Source organism: Winogradskyella sp. PG-2, assembly GCF_000828715.1.
Classification (GTDB): domain Bacteria; phylum Bacteroidota; class Bacteroidia; order Flavobacteriales; family Flavobacteriaceae; genus Winogradskyella.
Genome location: NZ_AP014583.1, coordinates 155,365 through 178,356, shown reverse-complemented (window position 1 = coordinate 178,356; position 22,992 = coordinate 155,365). Strand labels below are relative to the sequence as shown.

General features: G+C 29.9%; 22 protein-coding genes. All 22 read left to right on the top strand.

Going from position 1 to position 22,992, the window contains the following annotated elements:
• Nucleotides 1-41: 41 nt before the first annotated feature.
• The 22 genes from WPG_RS00940 to WPG_RS00835 all read left to right on the top strand — a co-directional run bounded on the left by WPG_RS00940 (nucleotide 42) and on the right by WPG_RS00835 (nucleotide 22,992).
• On the top strand, nucleotides 42-842 hold the full coding sequence (locus tag WPG_RS00940; RefSeq protein ID WP_045468187.1) for a polysaccharide biosynthesis/export family protein: 801 nt from the start codon (nucleotides 42-44) through the stop codon (nucleotides 840-842).
• Between the two features lie 3 nt (nucleotides 843-845).
• Nucleotides 846-3,341, top strand: coding sequence for a polysaccharide biosynthesis tyrosine autokinase (locus WPG_RS00935; RefSeq protein ID WP_045468185.1), 2,496 nt, complete (start codon nucleotides 846-848; stop codon nucleotides 3,339-3,341).
• 19 nt (nucleotides 3,342-3,360) lie between these two features.
• The gene (locus WPG_RS00930; RefSeq protein ID WP_231850231.1) at nucleotides 3,361-3,951 is read left to right on the top strand and encodes a sugar transferase; all 591 of its coding nucleotides are present in this window, start codon (nucleotides 3,361-3,363) and stop codon (nucleotides 3,949-3,951) included.
• Nucleotides 3,948-5,243, top strand: coding sequence for a nucleotide sugar dehydrogenase (locus WPG_RS00925; protein WP_045468183.1), 1,296 nt, complete (start codon nucleotides 3,948-3,950; stop codon nucleotides 5,241-5,243). The genes WPG_RS00930 and WPG_RS00925 overlap by 4 nt, the downstream gene beginning before the upstream one ends.
• 18 nt (nucleotides 5,244-5,261) lie before the next feature.
• The gene (locus tag WPG_RS00920) at nucleotides 5,262-6,239 is read left to right on the top strand and encodes an SDR family oxidoreductase (RefSeq protein ID WP_045468180.1); all 978 of its coding nucleotides are present in this window, start codon (nucleotides 5,262-5,264) and stop codon (nucleotides 6,237-6,239) included.
• Between the two features lie 118 nt (nucleotides 6,240-6,357).
• On the top strand, nucleotides 6,358-7,299 hold the full coding sequence (locus WPG_RS00915; protein WP_045468177.1) for an NAD-dependent epimerase/dehydratase family protein: 942 nt from the start codon (nucleotides 6,358-6,360) through the stop codon (nucleotides 7,297-7,299).
• A gap of 59 nt (nucleotides 7,300-7,358) precedes the next feature.
• Complete coding sequence (locus WPG_RS00910; RefSeq protein WP_045468174.1) at nucleotides 7,359-8,231, top strand: ABC transporter permease; 873 nt, start codon at nucleotides 7,359-7,361, stop codon at nucleotides 8,229-8,231.
• Nucleotides 8,231-9,496 carry an ABC transporter ATP-binding protein gene (locus tag WPG_RS00905; protein WP_045468171.1) on the top strand — a complete coding sequence of 422 codons (1,266 nt, stop codon included), beginning with the start codon at nucleotides 8,231-8,233 and terminating at the stop codon, nucleotides 9,494-9,496. Before WPG_RS00910 ends, WPG_RS00905 begins: the two co-directional genes overlap by 1 nt.
• Nucleotides 9,496-10,146, top strand: coding sequence for an acyltransferase (locus tag WPG_RS00900; protein ID WP_144374394.1), 651 nt, complete (start codon nucleotides 9,496-9,498; stop codon nucleotides 10,144-10,146). Before WPG_RS00905 ends, WPG_RS00900 begins: the two co-directional genes overlap by 1 nt.
• The gene (locus WPG_RS00895; protein ID WP_045468168.1) at nucleotides 10,136-11,032 is read left to right on the top strand and encodes a methyltransferase domain-containing protein; all 897 of its coding nucleotides are present in this window, start codon (nucleotides 10,136-10,138) and stop codon (nucleotides 11,030-11,032) included. The genes WPG_RS00900 and WPG_RS00895 overlap by 11 nt, the downstream gene beginning before the upstream one ends.
• A 1-nt stretch (nucleotide 11,033) precedes the next feature.
• Nucleotides 11,034-11,891, top strand: coding sequence for a class I SAM-dependent methyltransferase (locus WPG_RS00890; protein ID WP_052471107.1), 858 nt, complete (start codon nucleotides 11,034-11,036; stop codon nucleotides 11,889-11,891).
• A complete protein-coding gene (locus WPG_RS00885; protein WP_045468165.1) occupies nucleotides 11,888-12,781 on the top strand; it encodes an NAD-dependent epimerase/dehydratase family protein in 894 nt (297 codons plus the stop codon). Before WPG_RS00890 ends, WPG_RS00885 begins: the two co-directional genes overlap by 4 nt.
• Complete coding sequence (locus tag WPG_RS00880) at nucleotides 12,760-13,917, top strand: glycosyltransferase family 4 protein (RefSeq protein WP_045468162.1); 1,158 nt, start codon at nucleotides 12,760-12,762, stop codon at nucleotides 13,915-13,917. Before WPG_RS00885 ends, WPG_RS00880 begins: the two co-directional genes overlap by 22 nt.
• Nucleotides 13,918-13,949: 32 nt before the next feature.
• Nucleotides 13,950-14,780 (top strand): glycosyltransferase family 2 protein, encoded by an 831-nt coding sequence (locus WPG_RS00875; RefSeq protein WP_045468159.1) that lies wholly within the window; start codon nucleotides 13,950-13,952, stop codon nucleotides 14,778-14,780.
• Nucleotides 14,781-14,819: 39 nt separating this feature from the next.
• Nucleotides 14,820-16,055: a glycosyltransferase gene (locus tag WPG_RS00870; protein WP_171817141.1), complete on the top strand. Its 1,236-nt coding sequence runs from the start codon at nucleotides 14,820-14,822 to the stop codon at nucleotides 16,053-16,055.
• Between the two features lie 10 nt (nucleotides 16,056-16,065).
• On the top strand, nucleotides 16,066-17,037 hold the full coding sequence (locus WPG_RS17660) for a glycosyltransferase family 2 protein (protein WP_084221490.1): 972 nt from the start codon (nucleotides 16,066-16,068) through the stop codon (nucleotides 17,035-17,037).
• The gene (locus WPG_RS00860) at nucleotides 17,034-18,149 is read left to right on the top strand and encodes a glycosyltransferase family 4 protein (RefSeq protein ID WP_045468152.1); all 1,116 of its coding nucleotides are present in this window, start codon (nucleotides 17,034-17,036) and stop codon (nucleotides 18,147-18,149) included. The genes WPG_RS17660 and WPG_RS00860 overlap by 4 nt, the downstream gene beginning before the upstream one ends.
• Nucleotides 18,142-18,810, top strand: a complete 669-nt coding sequence (locus tag WPG_RS00855) for a cytidylyltransferase domain-containing protein (protein ID WP_045468149.1) — start codon at nucleotides 18,142-18,144, stop codon at nucleotides 18,808-18,810. Before WPG_RS00860 ends, WPG_RS00855 begins: the two co-directional genes overlap by 8 nt.
• Entirely contained in the window at nucleotides 18,800-19,846 is a 1,047-nt protein-coding gene (locus WPG_RS00850; protein WP_045468146.1) for an N-acetylneuraminate synthase family protein, read from the top strand. The genes WPG_RS00855 and WPG_RS00850 overlap by 11 nt, the downstream gene beginning before the upstream one ends.
• Nucleotides 19,828-20,421 carry a hypothetical protein gene (locus tag WPG_RS17155; protein ID WP_052471106.1) on the top strand — a complete coding sequence of 198 codons (594 nt, stop codon included), beginning with the start codon at nucleotides 19,828-19,830 and terminating at the stop codon, nucleotides 20,419-20,421. The genes WPG_RS00850 and WPG_RS17155 overlap by 19 nt, the downstream gene beginning before the upstream one ends.
• A complete protein-coding gene (gene neuC / locus WPG_RS00840; protein WP_045468143.1) occupies nucleotides 20,421-21,548 on the top strand; it encodes a UDP-N-acetylglucosamine 2-epimerase in 1,128 nt (375 codons plus the stop codon). Before WPG_RS17155 ends, neuC begins: the two co-directional genes overlap by 1 nt.
• A complete protein-coding gene (locus WPG_RS00835; RefSeq protein ID WP_045468140.1) occupies nucleotides 21,538-22,992 on the top strand; it encodes an MBOAT family O-acyltransferase in 1,455 nt (484 codons plus the stop codon). Before neuC ends, WPG_RS00835 begins: the two co-directional genes overlap by 11 nt.

The window sequence follows — 22,992 nt, the reverse complement described above, 5'->3', positions numbered from 1 at the left end:
TATTGATGCATTATATTTGTGTGTAAACATCCATTCTACTTATGAAAAGCATAAAGCTTTTGATTATTGTCCTTAGTTCTATTATAGTCTCATCATGTATTCCACATAAAGACACAATTTATCTTCAGAATAAAGAGAATTCTACAAATGATACGATACCAAATAACCTTATAGAGATTCAGAAACCTTATAGGATTCAAATTAATGATATTCTTAATGTTAGAGTGAAAGCTTTAGATCAAGAGACTGTTGAAATCTTAAACCCTATTGGAGAAGAAAATCTTAATGCAAGTAGTGCTGAACGTGCTTACTTTGATGGATTTACTGTAGATGTGCACGGAAATATTAGAATACCAACACTAGGATACATTAATGTTTTAGGCTTTACAACAGAAGAAATTGAAAAAATTGTGGAGAAAAAATTACTCGATGAACAATTTAAAAGCACTGCAAGTGTTTTTGTTACTGTAAAACTTGCAGGATTACGATTTACAGCCAATGGTGAGGTAGGAACTCCCGGTAGCACAGTATTGTTTACTGAGAAAGTAAATATATTTGAAGCTATTGCTAATGTTGGAGAGATTCCTTTAACTGGAGATAAAAAAGATGTTTTAATTATAAGGCAATATCCACAAGGTCAGAAAATACACCATTTAGATTTGACAGATATAAATGTTATGAAGTCTCCGTATTATTACATTCAGCCAAATGATATTATTTATGTTAAACCATTAAAGCAGAAGTCAATCGGTACTGGTGAAACAGCAGTTGCAACATTGTCTACTATAGCAACAATAGTCTCTCTTTTAACCACATCAGTTTTACTTTTTACACGATTATAATACATGGATTATAAAGATTATGATGATATAGATTCTCAAGACTCACAGCGTGTAGGTTTTGATTTTAAGGGTTTTCTATTTAAAGCACTTAATCTTTGGAAACTTGTTTTATTGTGTATTGGTGCTGGGCTTATTGTAGCCTATTTTATTAATGTTAGAAAGGAGAATATTTACCGTTTAGATTCTCTAATAACAATAGATAATGATCAGAATCCTTTTTTTACTTCTAATACGAGTATCTCGTTTAATTGGGGTGGAGTTTCTGGTAAAGTGGGTAGTATTTTAACTGAGATAAAAACAAGAACGCACAATGAATTAGTAGTTGACTCATTAGAATTTTATAAGGAGTATTTAGTACAAGGTAAGTACCATTTAACTGATATATATAAGTCTGCACCATTTGAAGTTATAACTGACAAGTCAAAACCTCAAATGCTTGGCAAGGAAATTCAAATAAAATTTCTGAATAAAACATCTTACGAATTATCATATAACTTTGAATCTAATAGTGTACAGGGACAGATTTTTGGTACAAAAGAAAGGATAGCAGTATTAGTAAGACCTGAATTATTTTCGAAAACATTTAAGTTTGGTCAGACTGTGAATACTCCATTTTTTAATGGAATTATTAATTTAAAAAATGGCGACTTAATTTCAGAGGAAGATATTTTTTATGTGAGATATCTGAATTTTGATTCGGTAGTAAATAACTATAAGAATGCTATAAAGATAGAACCTTTTTCAAGGGAGTCATCTTCTGTTTTAAAATTATCTTTAGTTGGAAAAAACAAATCTAAAATTGTCGATTTTTTAAATGCTACTTCAGCAATTTTAAGTAGGACTGAGCTCCAACGAAAGAATTTATACGCAACTAATACAATTAAATTTATTGACAGTAGTCTTGGTGCAGTAAACGATGATCTGAAATTAGTAACAAACGAAATGAACGACTTTAGAAAATTAAATAAAGTCTTCAATGTTGAAGAAGAAATTAGTCAAATTTCGGATCAACTAAAAAGTTATGATCAAGAAAAATTAACTGAAGAGTCTAAATTAAATTATTTAAATAGTCTTCAAAGTTACTTAAAGACCAAAACTGATTACACAAAAATTGCAGCACCAACTTCAGTAGGAATTGAAGAGGGAAATATATTAACTGGAGTTCGCAACATTATTGCTCTCTCTGTAGAAAGGCGTAATCTTGAATACTCTACAAAAGAAGGTTCTATTCTTTTTGAAGATATAGATCGTCAAATCAATACAGAAAAGGATGTTCTACTTGAATCTATTAATGTCACAAAAAATACTATTGGTGTTCAATTAAATGCGATTGCGAGAAAAATAGGAAATTTAGAAGCTAAGCTGATTGGACTGCCTGAAGACCAACAAGAGTATTTAAAAATTCAACGGAAGCTAGATTTAAGTAGAGAGGCTTACGATATTTATCAGGCTAAACGAGGTGAGGCTGCCATTGTAAAAGCGGCAAACATATCTGATATTACAGTTATAGATGAAGCTAAAGATATTGGTAATGCACCTATTGGGCCTAATAAATCATTAAATTATATGATGGCATTAATGATAGGTTTCTTTACACCTATGTTTTTGATATTTATAATTTATTTACTTGATAGTACAATTCATGGTTCGGATGAGATTATGAAAATATCAAAAATTCCAATTTTAGGATTAATTGGTAAATATCGTTACAAAAATAATCTTGTTGCATACGAGAAGCCAAAATCTGCAGTTGCGGAATCCTTTAGGGCAATACGTTCTAGTTTACAATTTATTTTTAAAAATAATACTACAAATATAAATACTAGAGCAGATACCTTAATGATTACATCGTCTGTTAGTGGTGAAGGTAAAACATTTACATCTATTAATATAGCTACTGTTTATGCACTTTCTGATAAGAAAACTATTTTACTTGGCCTTGATTTGCGTAAGCCAAAGATCTTCGATGATTTTAATATAACTAACGACAAAGGAGTTGTTAATTATCTAATTGGTGATAGTGAATTAGATGAAATTATTATAAATACTCACATAGAGAATTTAGATTTGATTACGTCTGGACCAATACCTCCTAATCCTTCGGAATTGTTAATGGGTAATAAATTGAGAGAATTAATAAGTACACTAAAAGCTCAATATGATATTATTATATTAGATACTCCACCATTAGGTTTAGTCACTGACGCATTAGAATTAGTTCAGTATGCAGATGCTACTATTTTTATGGTGAGATTAGATTATACTAAAAAAGGGATGCTTCAACTTGTTAATGCAAAGTATCGAACAGGTGAATTAAAGAATATCAGTTTTGTACTAAATTTTTACAGACATAAAAATAATCATAATTATGGATATGGATATGGATACGGTTATGGTTACGGCTATGGCTATGGTTACGGTGTCTATGGTAATGCTTATCACGAAAGAGATAAATTTTCGCTTGGTAAAAGGCTGTTGAATTTCTTCAAAAGATTATAATTTATATAAAAACTAAATTTTGATTTCTACAACTCAGCTTCGCTTAAAACGATTATTAGATATTGTTTTAGTCTTGCTAGTGCTACCTGTGTTAATTATTCCAACAATACTTCTTATTATTATTGCAACTATTGATACTAATAAGTTTGGGTTGTTTTCTCAATTAAGGGTTGGGCAACAAGGTAAATTATTCAAAATTTATAAAATCCGTACACTAATAAATAGTGCTCATAAATTAGGGCATTTAGAAAAGAATGCAACAACTATAGGTAAATATCTTCGTAGGACTAAATTAGATGAATTACCTCAACTATTTAATGTACTAATTGGGGATATGAGTTTTGTTGGTCCAAGACCTGATATACAGGGGTTTGCTGACGAATTAAGAGGGGTAAATCGCATTATTTTAAGAGTTAAACCAGGTATTACAGGTGAAGCAACCTTAAAATATAAGGATGAAGAACGTGTATTAGAACGTCAAAAAGACCCAGAGCACTACAATAGAACGGTTATTTGGGTAGATAAAGTGAAAATCAACAAAAATTATGTTGAGAATTACAGTTTTTACTTAGATTTGACACTCATTTTAAAATCTACTTTAAACAAATGAAAAATTCTGAAGACAAAATTGCAATCATAGGATTAGGTTATGTCGGCTTGCCCCTTGCCGTAGAATTTGCAAAAAAATTCTTCGTTGTTGGTTTTGATATTAATAAGCAGCGAATCAATGAATTAAATTCTGGTGTTGATAAAACATTAGAGGTTGAAGACGATAATCTTAAATCTGTTTTAACAACAGATTTAAAAGCAGATAAAGGATTATATATTACTGATGATGTAAATGCCTTATCAGAAACTAATGTCTACATAATTACCGTACCAACTCCTACTGATGCTTTAAATAAGCCAGTATTTACACCACTTATTAAAGCGAGTGAAACTGTTGGTAAAGCAATGAGTAAAGGTGATATTGTTGTATATGAATCAACTGTATATCCCGGTGCAACTGAAGATATATGTATACCAGTTGTTGAAAAGACCTCTGGTTTAACATTCAATAAAGATTTTTATGCGGGATACTCTCCTGAACGTATCAATCCAGGTGATAAACACCATACTGTTACCAAAATATTAAAAGTAACATCTGGTTCAACTCCTGAAATGGCTAAGAAAATTGACAACTTATATAAGACAGTTATAACAGCTGGAACACATTTAGCTCCCTCAATAAAGGTCGCAGAAGCTGCAAAGGTAATTGAAAACTCTCAACGTGATATTAATATTGCTTTTGTAAACGAGTTATCTAAGATTTTTAGACTTTTAAATATTGATACTAAAGCAGTATTAGAAGCAGCAGGTACAAAGTGGAACTTTTTAAAATTTTCACCTGGGTTAGTAGGTGGCCATTGTATAGGTGTTGATCCTTATTACTTAGCTCAGAAAGCAATAGAGTCTGGATATAACCCCGAAATTATATTAGCAGGTCGTAAAATGAACGATAGTATGGGAAGCTATGTAGCAACCGAAACCGTTAAGATGATGATTAACAAAGGTGCAACAATAAAAGGTTCTAATGTTTTAGTATTAGGAATTACCTTTAAGGAAAATTGTCCAGATATAAGAAATTCAAGAGTTATTGACATTATTGAAGAGTTTCAATCGTATCATGTTAATGTAGATGTTTATGATCCTTGGGCTTCAAAAGAAGAAGTTAAGCATGAGTATGATTTAGATTTGAAATCATCAATATCCGAATTAAAATCTGATTATGATGCTATTATTTTAGCTGTCTCCCATAATGAATTTCTAAAATTATCTTTGGATAATTTAAAATCTGATAAGAGTGTAGTTTTTGATGTAAAGTCTCTATTACCTCATGATAGTGTTGACGCACGTTTATAAACCAAATCATTCATATCTATGTACTCAAACCCACATCATGCTGAGGATATTTCTCAGTTAAGTTTTTTAATTACTGGCGGCGGCGGCTTTATTGGCTCAAATCTTGTAGAATATTTATTGAAATATAATGCTAAGAAAGTAAGAGTATTAGATAATTTTTCTAATGGTCATCGCAAGAATCTAACAGAATTTCATGATAATCCTGCTTTTGAATTAATAGAAGGCGATATTAGAGATTTAGATACTTGTAAAAAAGCAATGGAAGGGATTGATTATGTATCTCACCAAGCGGCATTGGGTTCAGTGCCTAGATCTATTAATGATCCAGCAACGACTAATGAAGTTAATATTTCAGGGTTTTTGAATATGATGATTGCTCTTAAGGACAGTCCTACAGTAAAACGCATGGTTTATGCAGCTTCAAGTTCTACTTATGGGGATAGTAAGAGTTTGCCGAAAGTAGAAGATACAATTGGTAAACCTTTATCACCTTATGCAGTGACTAAATACGTAAACGAACTTTATGCTGATGTATTTGGAACAACATATGATACAGATGTAATTGGTTTAAGATATTTCAATGTGTTTGGACCTAAACAGAGTCCAGATGGTGCTTATGCTGCAGTAATTCCATTATTTATGCAAGCACTAAATGATAATGAGCCTTCTAAAATAAATGGTGATGGTGAACAAACAAGAGATTTTACATTTATAGATAATGTTGTGCAAGCCAACGTTAAAGGGTTTTTTGCATCTAAGGCTGCGAAAAATGAAGTCTTTAATGTAGCTTGTGGTGAGCGTATTACAATTAATTATTTATGGGAATCTTTACGTATAGCTGCGAAGTCGGAATTGAAGGCTGTTTACGGACCGCCTAGACAAGGAGATGTAAGAGATTCTTTAGCAAATATTTCTAAGGCAGAAAAACTTTTAGGTTATAAACCTCAGTTCACAGTTAGAGAAGGTTTAAAAATTACTTGGGATTATTTTAATTAGAGAAAATTATTTTAAAATGAATTTATTGAACTAAAATTAATATCTTTATTTTTAGTTAATTAAAAAGGTCAAGTATATTCCCTAAATATATAAGCTTTAATATAAACATTAGTTATTAATGACAAATATTTTAGTTACTGGAGGAGCCGGTCAATTAGGGAGTTCTTTAGCATATAAACTTTCCTTAAACAACAATGTAACTGTTGTAATTATCGATAATCTTTCAACAGGAGATAAATCTAAAATTCCGAATAAATCCAATATTAAATTTATAAAAGCAGATGTTAATGATTATAAAGATATCATCTCCATTTTTGCTACCTTCAAGTTTAAATATGTATTTCATTATGCTGCAGTAGTCGGAGTAGAAAGAACCTTAGAGAATCCAATAAATGTATTAAATGATATTGAAGGTATTAAAAATGTGTTATCTCTATCTAAGAATTCTGGTGTAGAACGTGTTTATTATTCAAGTTCCTCTGAAGTATATGGTGAGCCTTTTGAGATTCCTCAGAATGAGAATACAACTCCTTTAAATTCAAGATTGCCCTATGCCATTGTAAAAAATGTTGGTGAAGCTTTTTTTAAGGCATATCAAAGAGAGTATGGTTTAGATTATACTATTTTTCGCTTTTTTAATACCTATGGTCCAATGCAAAGTAACGATTTTGTGATGCCAAGATTTATTAAGTTAGCAATGAAAAACCAGCCAATTCCTATTTATGGTAACGGTAACCAAACTCGCTCATTTTGTTATATTGACGATAATGTTGATACTTGTCTTAACGCATTGTATAATGATGCTTACATAAATGATGTGCTCAATGTAGGTAATGATATAGAGATAAGTATTTTAGAGTTAGCAGAGAAAATTATAGAGATTACCGATTCTAAATCTGAAATCATTTTTCTTCCATCTTTAAAAGAAGGAGATATGACTAGAAGATGTCCAGATATTTCAAAAATGAAAGCTTTACTCGGTAGAGATTTAGTTTCATTAGAAGAAGGTGTAACTAAAATGATGAGACATTATAATTCAAACTCTGTGCAAAAAGCTTAGAAATTAACTTATTTTCCGTTATTTCATTTCATATATTAGCTGTATAAAATAATTTTCAATTGAAAACGGCTGAAGAGCATTGGTTATACATTATTTCTTCTAAAAAGAAACTAATAGATTTTAATTTTAATGAAATTTGGAGGTATAGAGACCTTTTGTTCTTGTTTGTAAAAAGAGACATTATAACACTCTACAAACAAACTGTGTTAGGACCGCTTTGGTATTTAATTCAGCCTCTATTTACATCATTAATATTCACCTTAATATTTAATAATTTAGCGGATATCCCAACTGGAGATAGTGTGCCTAATTTTTTGTTTAATTTAGCAGGTATAACGGCTTGGAATTATTTTAAAGAATGTTTGGTCGGTACAAGTGATACCTTTAAGAAAAATGAAAATATATTCGGAAAAGTTTACTTTCCTAGAGTTATAATGCCCATGTCTGTTGTGGTTTCAAATTTGTTGAAGTTTGCTATTCAACTTGTGGTTTTAGCCGCTTTTTATATTTATTTTGTAGGGTTTGCGGAACCATCTTTTTCAATTTCTCCTCAATTAAATTTGCTGCTTTTTCCTCTACTAGTTTTTTTAATGGCTTTATTAGGTTTAGGCTTAGGAATGATAATATCCTCTATGACAACTAAATATAGAGATATAACTTTTTTAGTACAATTTGGTGTACAATTATTAATGTATGGCTCTGCTGTAATGTACCCAATGTCTTATTTTAAGGATAAGTTACCTAATTATTATTGGTTAATAGAATGGAATCCAATAGCTATTATAATAGAGTCTTTTAGAACTATGGTTTTTGGAGAAGGGAATATAGAAGTAAATAAGTTAATATACACTGTAATTATAAGTTGCATTATTTTCTTAGTTGGTTTGGTTATATTTAATAAAACAGAAAAAAGTTTCATAGATACCATATAATGAGTTCTGATATAATTTTGAAAGTAGAAGACGTAGGTAAGCAATACCGACTAGGACTTGTAGGAACTGGTACACTTAGTCATGATCTAAACCGATGGTGGAATAATGTAATCGGAAAAGAAGATCCTTATTTAAAAATTGGTGAAACAAACGATAGAAGTGAAAAAGGTAACTCCGACTATGTTTGGGCTATAAATAATATAAATTTTGAAGTTAAAAGAGGTGAGGTCCTTGGTATAATTGGTAAAAATGGTGCCGGAAAATCAACATTATTAAAGATTTTATCGAGAGTTACAGGGCCTTCCAAAGGACAAATAAAGACTAAAGGACGTATAGCCTCTTTATTGGAAGTAGGGACAGGTTTTCATCCAGAAATGACCGGACGAGAAAATATATACTTAAATGGTGCAATCTTAGGAATGACTAAAGCAGAAATTAATTCTAAGATTGATGAAATTATTGACTTTTCTGGTTGTTTAAGATATGTAGACACTCCTGTGAAACGCTACAGTTCAGGTATGAAAGTTCGTTTAGCTTTTGCTGTGGCGGCGCACCTAGAGCCAGACATATTAGTTGTAGATGAGGTTTTGGCCGTTGGTGATGCTGAGTTTCAGAAAAAAGCTATTGGTAAAATGCAAGATATCTCTAATAGTGATGGTAGGACTGTTCTATTTGTAAGTCATAATATGGCAGCAGTAAAAAGTTTGTGTACTAGATGTATTGTTTTAGAGCATGGTTTAAGCGTTTATGAAGGATTTACTGAAGATGCGGTGAATTATTATTTAAAATTAGGAAAAGATACTAAATCCTCAATTTACATAAATCAATCTCCAAAAAAAGGCTCAGATATTTTAAAAGCTTCAATTTTAGATGCTAATAATAATGTAACTAGTACTTTTGGCTTTAACAATCAAATAGTATTAGGAATTAATTTTAGGGTTACATCAAATCATATTGAGAATGCCGTTATTGGCTTTAGGTTAGTAGATCAAAAAGAACGTGTTATTTTTTCGTCGGAACAAGCAATTAAAGATATTACAAAATCTAAAGGCGAAATAGAAGTTAAAATTAAGCTGCCTAAAGCAACTTTAGTACCTAACGCATACAGAGTTGTATTAGGATATCACATACCAAATCAAGAGCTTATTGCTTTAATAGACGACACTATAGAATTTAAAATAGAAGAAACAGGGTCTGATATGCAAAAGTATAATGGAAATGATTATGGTTGTGTTGTTTTGGAATGTGATTGGAAAATTTATTAATGAGAAGAATAATTAAAAAATTATTATTAAAACTCCTTGGGAAGTCATTTTTCGTTGATCTAATAGATGTTTCAATATTAAACGATAATCTAAAGATTTTTCATGTAGAAAAGTTGAAAGAACATGTGGTTTTAGGTCATAATTCCTTTATGTATATAGAAACGACTGTCTTTAACCTAAAGAAAGACGCTGAAAAAATTTTAATTGGAGAGAATACGCATGTTAGAGGAGAGTTGTTACTTTTTAAATATGGAAAACAACTGACTATTGGGTCTAATTGTTTTATAGGATCTGGAACTAAAGTTTGGTGTGGTGAAGAAATTAGAATAGGTAATTCAGTATTAATCTCTCATGGATGTAATATAATTGATTCTAATTCTCATGAAATTGACCATATGGAAAGAGATGTTGGATACAGACATATTATTAAAAATGGACATTCTAAAGAAAAAGGGAGTATTAAAACGGCTCCTATAGTTATTAAAGACAATGTCTGGATTAGTTTTAATGTTATTGTTTTAAAAGGAGTAACAATAGGTAAAGGCGCAATTGTTGCTTCTGGATCTGTTGTAACCAAGGATGTTGATGACTGGACTATGGTTGCAGGCAATCCAGCCATAAAAATTAAAGAGTTAAGAGATGCTGAATAATTTTTTTAAAATTGTAAAAAAACGTTATAATAGATTTAAACAGAGGAGAATTGAGTCCAATTTATTAAAGATAAAAAATGACTATATAAAGAGGGGTAAAGAGCCTTGGACACCAGGTTATAACGAATTTAAAACAGAAGAAATCTTAAATAGTATATCAGAAAAAGATGTCCTCAAAAGTTTTAAAGATAAAATAGTTCCTAATAATTTTGGATATAGAATTGACGAAAGAATTGTTGAATACACATGGATTTTTTCAAAGTTGCAAAATAATAAAGCAACATTTTTGGACGCAGGTTCAACGTTTAATTTTGATTATTTACTAGGCACAGGCTTAATTAGTAAAAAACAAAAGTACATCTATACATTTTACCCAGAGAAATTAAGCTTTAATGAAAAGCAAGTATCTTATGTTTACGGAGATTTAAGAGATTTACCTTTTAAAGATGATTTTTTTGAAGAAATTGTTTGTCAATCTACTATAGAACATATTGATATGGATAACTCCATATACGGATATAATATAGAGCATAATAAAAATGAAACGAAAAAATCATATGAATATCTATTGGTGATTGAAGAGCTCATTAGAGTGCTTAAAAGCAAGGGTAAATTACTAATTACATTTCCATTTGGTAAATTTGAGAACCACGGGTTTTTTCAACAATTTGATGATGAAATGTTAGTTAGACTAACAACACTTTTCAATAATAGAGGTGACTTTGAGATTGATTATTTTAAATACGAAAAAGAAGGTTGGAGATTTGCGAATAGAAACGAATTGCGAAATGTTGCTTCCTATAATCCGCATACAGGTAAAGGGAAATTAGAAGACGGAGCTGCACATTGCAGAAGTGTAGCATGTGTCTCTTTTAACAAAAAATAGTATGACTTGGGAAGAAACCATTGAGTACATAAGAAATAAACCCGAATATAATGAGCTCGTAGAGAAAGCTTATTTTGATGAAAATTTAAAGCTAAATATCAAGAGGTTTGGAAATAGTAAAGAACTTATTGAAACTTTAAAAATATTTAATAAATATGCTCCTAATGCCAAAACAATTTTAGACATTGGTTGCGGTAATGGAATTAGCACCATTAATTTTGCACTCAAAGGCTATACCGTAACAGCTGTAGAACCAGACCTTAGTAGAACTGTTGGTTCTGGTGCAATAAAAATTTTGAAGAATGATTTAAACCTCAATAATATCGAAGTCTTTGAAGATTTTGCAGAAAATATCAATTTTTCTAGTCATACATTCGATATCGTCTATATGAGACAAGCTATGCATCATGCTAATGATTTAAATACTTTTATTAAAGAATCGGTTAGAGTTCTTAAACCAGGTGGATTGTTAGTTACCGTTAGAGATCATGTTATAACTGACCTTGAGGATAAAGATTGGTTTTTAAAAGAACATCTCTTGCATAAGTTTTATGGTGGTGAGAATGCATTTAAAGCTTCAGAATATAGAAAAGCTATCTTAGTTGCAGGAGCAACGATTAAAAAGGAGTTAAAATATTACGATAGTATTATTAACCATTTTCCAAAAACTGAACAACAAGTTAATGAAGAGAGAGATAAACAAGTCATTAAGCAAAAGAATAAGCTTAAAAAAAAACTAGGAATTATTGCGAAACTTCCTTTAATATGGGATTTATATAAAAAAGTTAGTGGGTATCAACCTTTGGATGAAAATCACATTCCTGGACGTATGTACACATATATAGCACTAAAAAAATGAATATTTTAATAATAGGTTCAAAAGGGTTTATTGGCTCACATTGTGTTAACTATTTTTCGCGTGAACATTATGTTTGGCAATGTGATGTAGGTGTAGATTATTCTGCATCAAATTATACTCAAGTGGATGCTACAAATGCTGATTTTACAGAATTATTTCAATTCAATAAATTTGATGTTTGTATTAATTGCTCAGGCGCTGCAAGCGTGCCCAATTCTATAGAGAATCCACAAAGAGATTTTATGTTGAATGTGGTAAATGTTTACAAGCAATTAGATGCTATTAGAAAATATAATTTAGATTGTAAATACATTAATTTATCGAGTGCAGCTGTTTATGGTAACCCTAAAAGACTGCCAATTAATGAAACTCATCCCTTAAACCCTATATCACCGTATGGTTTTCATAAAAAAATGTCTGAAGAAATTTGTAAACAATTTTATGATATTTACGGTTTGTCTACATGCTCATTAAGAATATTTTCTGCATATGGCGAGGGTTTAAAAAAACAAATTTTTTGGGATTTATATAAGAAAACTGTAACAAACAAAAGGATAGAATTGTTTGGTACAGGCTATGAGTCTAGAGATTTTATATACGTAAAAGATCTAGTAAGGTCTATTGATATTATTATAAATAATAGCGATTTCAAAAATGATATTGTAAACATTGCTAATGGAAAAGAGTTACAAATAAGGTATGTGGTTAATGAATTTTATAAATACTTTCCAGATAAATTTGAAGTGACGTATAAAGGTGAAAACAGAATTGGAGATCCAATAAACTGGGTAGCAGATATTAGTAAATTACAGAGCTTAGGCTACGAACAAAATGTGAAATTAGTAGAGGGCTTAAATAATTATTATCAATGGGCGAAAGAAAACGTATAGGCTTAGTTTTTTCATATAATGAGAATTGGATTGCAGGCGCTTATTACATTTTAAACATTGTGCATGCGCTTAATACAATAAATGATAAAGAAAAACCAGAGGTTACTATTCTTTCTGAATCAGAAAACAATTTTGATATTATAGTAAAAGAAACCCAATATCCTTATTTGAATTTCATTGCTTTTCCCTTAGAAAAAATTAAATTTTCAATACTAGAACGAGTTATAAATAAGTTAAGCTTTGTGATATTAAAAAAGAAGCTGATAACTAAAAATAATAATATTCCTCAATTAGATTTTACTTATCCTAAACAACTGTATTTAATATCAAAAAAAATAAAAAAGGTAAATTGGATTCCAGATTTTCAAGAAGATTATTTGCCGCAATTTTTTTCGGAGGAAGAAATTTTGAAAAGAAAGCGTTTTCAAAAGAATGTTATAGCTAACGGAGATTTTGTAGTATTGAGTAGCCATGACGCTAAGTCTGACTTTGTTAGGCTATATCCATCCGCAAAGTCAAAACCTTTTGTTTTACAATTTGCGGTTACACATCCAGACTTTTTACACGAAAATATAGAAGATTTAAAACTAAAATATAAGTTAAATAAGCCTTATTTTTTTGCACCTAATCAGTTTTGGGCACATAAAAACCATATAATTTTACTAAAAGCAGTTAAGTGTTTAAAGGATAATGGAATAGATGTATTAGTTGCAATGTCTGGAAAAGAAAATGATTATAGAAATAAAGAAAACTTTAAAAAGCTTAAAGATTATATAAAGGAAAACTTAATCGAAGATAATGTGGTTTTTTTAGGCTTTTTACCAAGAACGGAACAATTATGTCTTTTTAAGAATTGTATAGCAGTTATACAACCATCTCTTTTTGAGGGCTGGAGCACTGTAGTTGAAGATGCAAAAAGACTGAATAAATTTTTAATACTTTCTAACTTAGAAGTACATAAAGAACAGGTGTTAGAAAATGTAATGTTTTTTAATCCTTGTAGCGTTTCAGATTTGGCGCATGCTATTGAATCTGTAAATAAGAAATTGCCATTAATAAAAAGTCCTAACTATAAAAGTAATGTAGAACGTTTCGGAAAAGATTTTATGAAATTGGTAAATTTAGCTACTATATAAATTTTAATGTTTAATATCAAACTATTAAATAGATGCTCATATCTATCATAACCATAAATTACAATAATAAAGCTGGTCTTAGTAATACTTTAAATAGTGTAATCAGTCAGTCGTTTGTAAATTTTGAATACATCGTTATTGATGGAAATAGTACCGATGGAAGTAAAGAAATTGTCGAAGCTCATAAAGAAAAACTCAGTTATTGGATAAGTGAAAGAGATTTAGGTATTTACAATGCTATGAATAAAGGAATTAGAGCCTCAAAAGGAAAATACCTTCTGTTTCTTAATAGTGGTGACACTTTAAATGATAGTAATAAATTACAAGTTGTTTCAGAATATCTAAAAACCAATAAAGATATCTATTATGGTAATTTAGAATTGATACATAAGACGTATAATGAGGTAAAAGTATATCCAGATCAATTAAGTTTTAATTACTTCTATAATAAAGGACACATTCCTCACCCTTCTTCATTCATAAAAAGAACACTTTTTCACAAAGTGTATTTATATAAGGAAAAATTTAAAATCGTTTCTGATTGGGATTTTTTTGTTTGTGCTATTTGTAAGCACAATGCTACATATTGTCATATTAATAAGGTAATTTCAAAATATAAGACAGATGGAATTTCTGCCGATCCTAAATATGTAAATGTTGTACAGAATGAAAGAGAACAAAGTATAATAGATAATTTCCCATTGTTTATTGATGAATCAAAACGTTTAGTAAACTATGATAAAAAATTTAGACTAAATCGTTTTAAAATGTTGAATGTATTGGAAGAGAATTCCTTAGCACAAAAAATGAATTCAGTTTGGTTGACCTTGTTAACTAAACTATTTAGAAAGCCATACAAGTAATTTTAGATGGAAAAACAGTCTAAAGTATCTGTTAATCTTATGACAAAAGTCAAAGTTGTTCATGTTTTGGGTCTATTTCCATCTCAATCAGAAACTTTTGTAATTAATTTTATTTTAGAAACACTAAAACATAATTATTCAGCTCAGATTCTAGCAGATACAATAAGACCATTAGAAGTGTCTTCCCAGCAAGATTTATTGACTAAAAGTGGCTTGTTTAGCTCTGCTCAAACTTTTAACCCTAATGTACCTGAGGATAAATTGAAACGTTTATTTTTTGCCATTAGTTTACTATTTAAAAATATAAAGTTTAGCCGAGTTTTATTGCGAACATTGAATAAGAAAAGATATGGGCTAAAATCTCAGACACTAAAAATGTGGTTTCAAGCGGCTACTTTTTTAAAATATAGAGACGCTGAGGTTTTTCATGCACATTTCGGTATCAATGGAAAATTACTGGCAGAAATGAAAGAAATTGGTGCTATAAAGGGAAAAATTATTACGTCTTTTTATGGTTATGACACATTCTCTACAGATGAAACCCAAGAGCATTTTATAAATTATTATTTAGGTGCATTTAAAGCATCTAAACAGATTGTTACAAGTTCTAATTATTTATTTAATAATTTACTGAAACTTAATGTTCCAAAAGGAATAGTTTTCGTTAATCCTGTTGGTGTAGATATAGATATTTTTAATTATAAGAATAGAAGTTTCGATGGCTCTCTCAAAATTATTACCGTAGGGAGATTAATTAAGTTAAAAGGGCAACATGTTGGTATTGAAGTTATAAAACTTCTAATAGAAAGAGGGTACAATGTACATTACACTATTGTTGGAACTGGTACTGAATATGAAATATTAAAGCAAAAAATAAAAAGCTTAAATTTAGAAGATTTTATTACCCTAAGAGGTGGTGGTACACAGAATGAAATAATTGAATTATTGGACCAAAATCATTTATTTTTGATGACATCCATCACAGATGAAACTGGCAGAGCTGAAGGACAAGGGTTAGTTACAGCTGAAGCTCAGGCTTCTGGATTGCCTGTTGTAGGCTTTAATTCTGGAGGAATACCAGAGACAATAAGAGATGGTATAACAGGATATGTTGTTGAAGAAGGAAATGTTAAAGCGATGGCAAATAGTATTGAAAAATTTATTAGCCACCCAGAATTAATAACAACAATGGGTTTAGAAGCAAGGTCTTATATCGAGCAACACTTTAATAATGCAACACAAAGTCAAAAAATAATAGACTTATATAAACAATAAGTTATTAAACATGCAAACCGACTTAGTTTCTATAATAATACCTACCTACAATCGTGCAAAATTATTGCCCGAAACTTTGGATAGTATATTAGAACAATCATATAATAATTGGGAGTGTATTATAGTAGATGATCGAAGTACTGATAAGACTAAAGAAGTTGTTAATCACTATACAAAATTAGATTCAAGATTTTTGTTTTACGAAAGACCAATAGAAAGGTTAAATGGAGCCAATGCTTGTCGTAACTATGGATTCGAAAAATCAAATGGCCAATATATTAATTGGTTTGATAGTGATGATATAATGCTGCCAAATTTTTTAAAAAGTAAACTAGAAATTTTCAATAATGAGAACTCTTTAGAAGCCGTATTTGCTTTTGGTGCTTATTTCGATACATCTATATATGATATAGAGGTTTCTAAACCAGATATAAGTTATACAGATATATTAGACTACGTCACCAATAGATTTTATTTGATTACCCATGGACCTCTTTGGAAAAAAACCTTCCTAAAAGATAAAGAGCTCTATGATGAGCATAGGCAGAAAATACAAGACACAGAGTTTCATTTTAGAATGTTGATAGAAGGGGTTAAATTTAAGTTTTACGATGCAAGTCATTTATTTTTAATACGAAGAGGAGATGATAGAATATCATCGAGAAAATCACTAACGGTTAGTAAACTAGAGGATGTTTTAAAATATCATTATTTTACATTGATATCAAGTAAAAAAGCTAAATCTAAACAACAGCAAAAGTATTTAGAAGTAACTTCGAGAAATATTTTAAAGTCATTTTATGAATTAGTTGCATATCAAGATTCATTGTTATTAAGATATAGACTTTTTAAGAAGCATAGGAAGAAAATAGAAGAAGCGTCTTCAAGTTTAAAAGATAATTTTATATCATCAATTAAAATAAAATTAGGCGTTATATTCACAGTGATTTTTAAGAAAGGCTTTTCTTTATTAGTAAAATGAAAACTAATATTTTAATAACATCGATAGGTTTGCCAAGTACCAAAATTGGTAGTTGGAATATTATGTTTTCAAAACTTATTGAAGCTAAACCATCATTATTTACACACATTATATGCCCCAAATCAAATAATAATCAATCAGATTCTAAGTATTATATAGTTAATCCACCACTTATAAAATCCTATAAATTTCAAAAAATTGTAAAGCATTACAGATATAGAAATTATTATAAGGTTTTAAAAAAGATTCTTAACAGAGAAGACTTTGTAACGATAAATATTATTGATAATATTAATATGTTGTTATCAATACATCAGCTTTTAGAAAAAGATAATTTAAGACATAAAGTTGTATTAATATATCATCTTCATGGCTATGAATTGTCAATAGAAAATAAATCTCTATTTTATAAATCTGCAGATAAACTATTGGTATTAACAAATACTACTTATTCAAATCAAATTAAAGTTAAGAGAGATTCACCTTGTAAAATAAAGCAAATTTATAATGGTATAGATACAGAATTGTTTTATCCTATATCCAAATATGAACAAGCTGAAATCAGAAGAGAGTTAAATTTTGAAGAAGATAAAACCTATTATTTATGGGTTTCTCAAGACCGAAAAAAGAAAGGTTTACAAGTTGTATTAGAAGCGTGGGAGACATTTATAAAAGATAAACCAAATGTTAGACTTTTGGTTATTGGTACAGATAAATATAAATATAAGAAAGCACAAGTAGTCTTTGTCGGTAGAAAATTAAATAATCAATTACCAAAGTATTATCAAATAGCTACTTTTTTCTTATTTTCAACATTATGTCACGAGGGTCATCCATTGGCATTAACTGAGGCTCTAGTATCTGGTTGTTATTGTTTGGCTTCAAAGATTGATCCTATACCAGAAGTTTTAAATAATGGCGAATATGGTGTTTTAGTAGCAAATCCAAATAACCCTAAATCGTGGATAATCGCACTAGATGCAACTTTTAAAAGTTATAAAATTGAGGGTCATAAATTTACAATACCAAATAGAAAATATAGTTTATTAAATTGGTTTAACAATATGGAAAATTTAATACAAGAAGAACATAATATTAACGCAGTTGAGTAAAACAATAGCAATAATACCAGCAAGAGGTAATTCAAAAAGGCTGCCTAAAAAAAATGTAAAAATACTTGGTGATGTACCACTTATTGCTCATTCTATTAATTATGCAATCTCCAACTCAGATATAATTGATGAAATTTATGTAACAACCGATTGTGATGAAATAAAACGAATAGCATTAGATTTTGGTGCAAAAGTAATAGATAGACCCAAAGAGTTAAGTGGTGATTTAGAACCAACAATAACAGCCTTAAAACATGCTATTTCTGACATTGAAGATGTTGGTTTAGTAATTTTATTACAACCTACAAATCCATTTAGACCGCTCGAATTATTAAAAGAAGCATATAAAATTTTTGTAAATAATAATATTAATAGTTTGTTTACTGTAAGTAGAGACTACAGAAAATATGGTAAAATAATTGCTAATAAGTTTAAGCCATTTAATTATAAAATTGGGCAAAGAAGTCAAGATATAGATCCTTTATATTTTGAAAATGGACTTTTATACATTACAAAAGCATCGTTAATAGAAGAGGATATAATATTTGATGAGTTATCTTATTCACTAATCGTAAATCATAAATTTGCAGAAGTAGATATTGATTCCCAAGAAGACTTTGACTATGCCGAATATATTTTAGAAAATTATAATGAAGAATAAGCCTTACATAGAAATATCAGGCAGGAAAATTGGTGTAAATTTTCCACCTTTAGTTATTGCAGAAATAGGAATTAACCATGAAGGTTCGATAAAAGTCGCTAAAGAAATGGTCGATGCTGCCCATCGAGCAGGAGTTGAAGTTGTTAAGCATCAAACTCATATTGTAGAAGACGAGATGAGCGGAGCTGCAAAAAAAGTTATTCCTGGAAATGCGGATATTTCTATCTACGAAATTATGGAACGCTGTTCACTAAATGAATCAGAAGAGCTAGAATTAAAGAATTATGTAGAAAGCAAAGGCATGATTTTTATTTCTACTCCATTCTCTAGAGCAGCTGCTGAGCGCTTAAAACGGTTCAATGTTTCTGCTTACAAAATTGGCTCAGGTGAATGCAATAATTATCCATTATTAGAGCACATTTCTAAATTCGGTAAACCTGTAATTCTAAGTACAGGAATGAATACTATAGCAAGTGTAAAAAAGGCAGTAGAAATTTTTAATAATCATAACACACCTTTGGCATTATTGCATACTACAAATCTATATCCTACACCATCGCATTTGGTTAGATATGGAGCAATGATGGATTTACATACTTCATTCCCAGATCATGTTTTTGGGCTTAGTGATCATACCTTAAATAACAATGCATGTCTAGGTTCGGTAGCACTCGGAGCTTCAATTTTAGAACGTCATTTTACAGATCATAAGCAACGTACAGGACCAGATATAGTTTGTAGCATGGATGAAAATGAATGCGCGAATTTAATCACCGGAAGTTCAGAAATATGGTCGATGCGAGGTGGAACAAAAGAACCTGCAAAAGAAGAGCAAGTAACTATTGATTTTGCTTTTGCCACTATTTGTTCAATTAAAGCTATTGAGAAAGGTGATGTATTTTCAAAAGATAATATTTGGGTCAAGCGACCAGGAACTGGTGAAATTCTAGCTGAACATTATAATGATGTTATAGGTAAGATTGCTAATCACAATGTAGAAAAGGATAAACAGTTATCATGGAAAGACATAAAATAATAGATTTTGTAAATTTTTTATTAAGAAGAGTTTTTCAGTCAAAAGTAATACCAGATAACATTCTTTTTGAGGCTTGGAAAGAAACGGTTATGGATATAAATTATCATTATCCTGATATTGATGAACAAAATATTTTTACTAGAATAAAGACGAACCAAAATGAGTTAGCAATTTTTCTTTATAGAGTCGGGAGGAATCTTCACAAAACTAGTAATGAAGTTTTAAAGCTTCAGATACATTTTCTTATGAAAGACTTATGCAGTTGTGAGATTTATTTTAATACATTCATAGACATTGGGTTTTATATAATACATGGAGAAGGTACAGTAATTGGAAGTCGAAATACAATAGGAAAAGGTTTTGTCATACATCAAAATTGCACAATAGGTCATAAAGTTAATGGCACTGGTTCTGGAAATATAATAGGGGATAATGTTAAAATGTACTGTAATTCATCGATATTGGGGTCTTTAAATATTGGGGATAATGTTACAATAGGAGCACATTCTATGGTTAATAAGAATATAGAAGATGGCAAAACAGTAATTTCAACATCTAGATTAGATTATTTATAATGGTCAATAAGAAAATTGTCTTTTTAACAGGCACAAGAGCTGATTTTGGTAAAGTAAAGGCGCTCATCCAAAGTGTAAAAGATCATAATGATTTTGAACCTTATATTTTTGTTACAGGAATGCATCTTTTACACGAATATGGATATACTTTAATCGAAGTAGAAAGATGTGGTTACGACAATATTTCAACATTTCATAATCATACAGATGAGGCTACAATGGACTTAACATTGGCGAAAACGATCAATGGATTTTCAGAATATATAAAAGAAATACAACCAGATTTAATAGTTGTACATGGAGATAGAGTTGAAGCTTTGGCTGGATCCATTGTTGGAAGTTTAAACAATATATTAGTAGCTCATATCGAAGGTGGTGAACTTTCTGGTACTATAGATGAGTTAATTAGGCATTCCGTTTCAAAATTGAGTCATATCCATTATACATCTAATGACGAAGCCAAGAAACGATTAATGCAAATGGGTGAATTAGAACAATCAATCTTTACCATAGGCTCGCCTGATGTAGATATTATGTTTTCTGATAATCTTCCCGATCTTAATGAAGTAAAACGTTATTATCAAATAGACTATAAAACTTTTGGACTTGCCATGTTTCATCCTGTTACTACAGAGATTGATACTATTGAAACAAAGGCTAATCAGTTTGTGGAGGCATTAATTAGTAGCGACGAAAATTATGTGATTATTTATCCAAATAATGACTTGGGTAGTAAACACATACTAAAGGCCTACGAAAAACTTCAAGATAATTTGAGATTTAAAATCTTCCCTTCTTTACGATTCGAATATTTCTTAACATTACTTAAAAATTCAAAATTTATTATTGGTAACAGTAGTGCTGGCGTAAGAGAAGCACCATATTATAGTGTATCCACAATAAATATTGGTAATAGACAACTCAATAGAGCTAATTCATCTAAAATAATAAATGTCCCATGCGAAAAATCACAAATATTAGAAGCACTAAATAATCTTTCAAAAACGTCAAATGCAATAACTGAAACTTTTGGTAAAGGCAATAGCGCAAAATTATTTTTAGATAGCTTAGAATCGTCAAAAGTTTGGTCTATAAATCATCAAAAGCAATTTAAAGATGCTCTTTAATTCGTTAGATTTTGCTTTTTTTTTACCAATAGTTTTTGTGCTTTATTGGTTTGTTGTCAATAAAAAGATAAGCGTTCAGAATTTTTTTTTAGTACTTGTTAGTTATGTTTTTTATGGTTGGTGGGATTGGAGATTTCTTAGCCTTATTATATTTAGCTCTTTAGTAGATTATTTACTCGGTAAAAAAATATATGCAACTTCAAATTCTGCAAAAAGAAAACTTTTTTTATATGCAAGTGTTGCAGTTAACATAGGCTTTTTAGGTTTTTTCAAATACTATAATTTCTTTGTTGAAAGTTTCGTAAGTAGTTTTAGTTATTTCGGATTAGATTTCAATGTTTCTACTTTAAAAATCATTCTTCCTGTTGGTATAAGTTTTTATACATTTCAGACATTGAGTTATACAATAGATGTGTATAGAGGGAAATTAAAACCAGCCAAAGACCCTATTTCATTTTTCACTTTTGTGAGTTTCTTTCCGCAGTTAGTCGCTGGTCCTATAGAGCGTGCCACAAACTTGTTACCACAATTCTATAAAAAGAGAATTTTTAATTACGATTTGGCGGTATCTGGCATGCGACTGATACTTTGGGGTTTTTTTCAGAAAATAGTAATTGCAGATGGCTGTGCTTTGTATGTGAATGATATTTTTGAAAATTATACAGACTATTCGAGTCTAACACTGATTTTTGGTGTGGTGTTATTTGCATTTCAGATTTATGGTGATTTTGCAGGTTACTCTAATATAGCGATTGGCGTCAGTCGACTCTTTGGCTTTACACTAATGCGTAACTTTAATTATCCTTATTTTTCTAGAAACATTGCTGAATTTTGGCGTCGTTGGCACATCTCTTTGTCTACTTGGTTTAGAGATTATTTGTACATCCCGTTAGGTGGTAGTAAAGGCAGTAAGTGGAACAAAATTAGAAATGTATTTATCATTTTTATTGTCAGTGGTTTTTGGCATGGTGCTAATTGGACCTTTATAATTTGGGGAGCTTTAAATGCATTTTTCTTTTTACCATTGCTTTTGAGTAATAGAAATAGAGCATATCTCAATGAAATAGAAGTAAAGCGTTTTTTGCCTTCAATAAAGACTCTGGTGCAAATGGGTTTTACATTTGTGTTAACTTCCTTTGCATGGATATTTTTTAGGAGTAACTCAGTTGCAGATGCTTTTCAGTATGTTAAGCGTATTATAATAAACAACGATTATTTAACATTATCTTCAGACAGAACAATGAATGTGTCTGTAAAACCTTTATTAGTAAGTCTTGCTTTGTTTATTTTGTTTGAATGGTATAATAGAAATAGAGAATCAATTGTAGGGGGTAACCTATTTAAAAGCCCTTTTTTGAGGTATAGTTTGTACTTTGTAATTGTGTTTATGATTATTCTTAATATTAAAAATGAAGCTAGCGGATTTATTTATTTTCAATTTTAA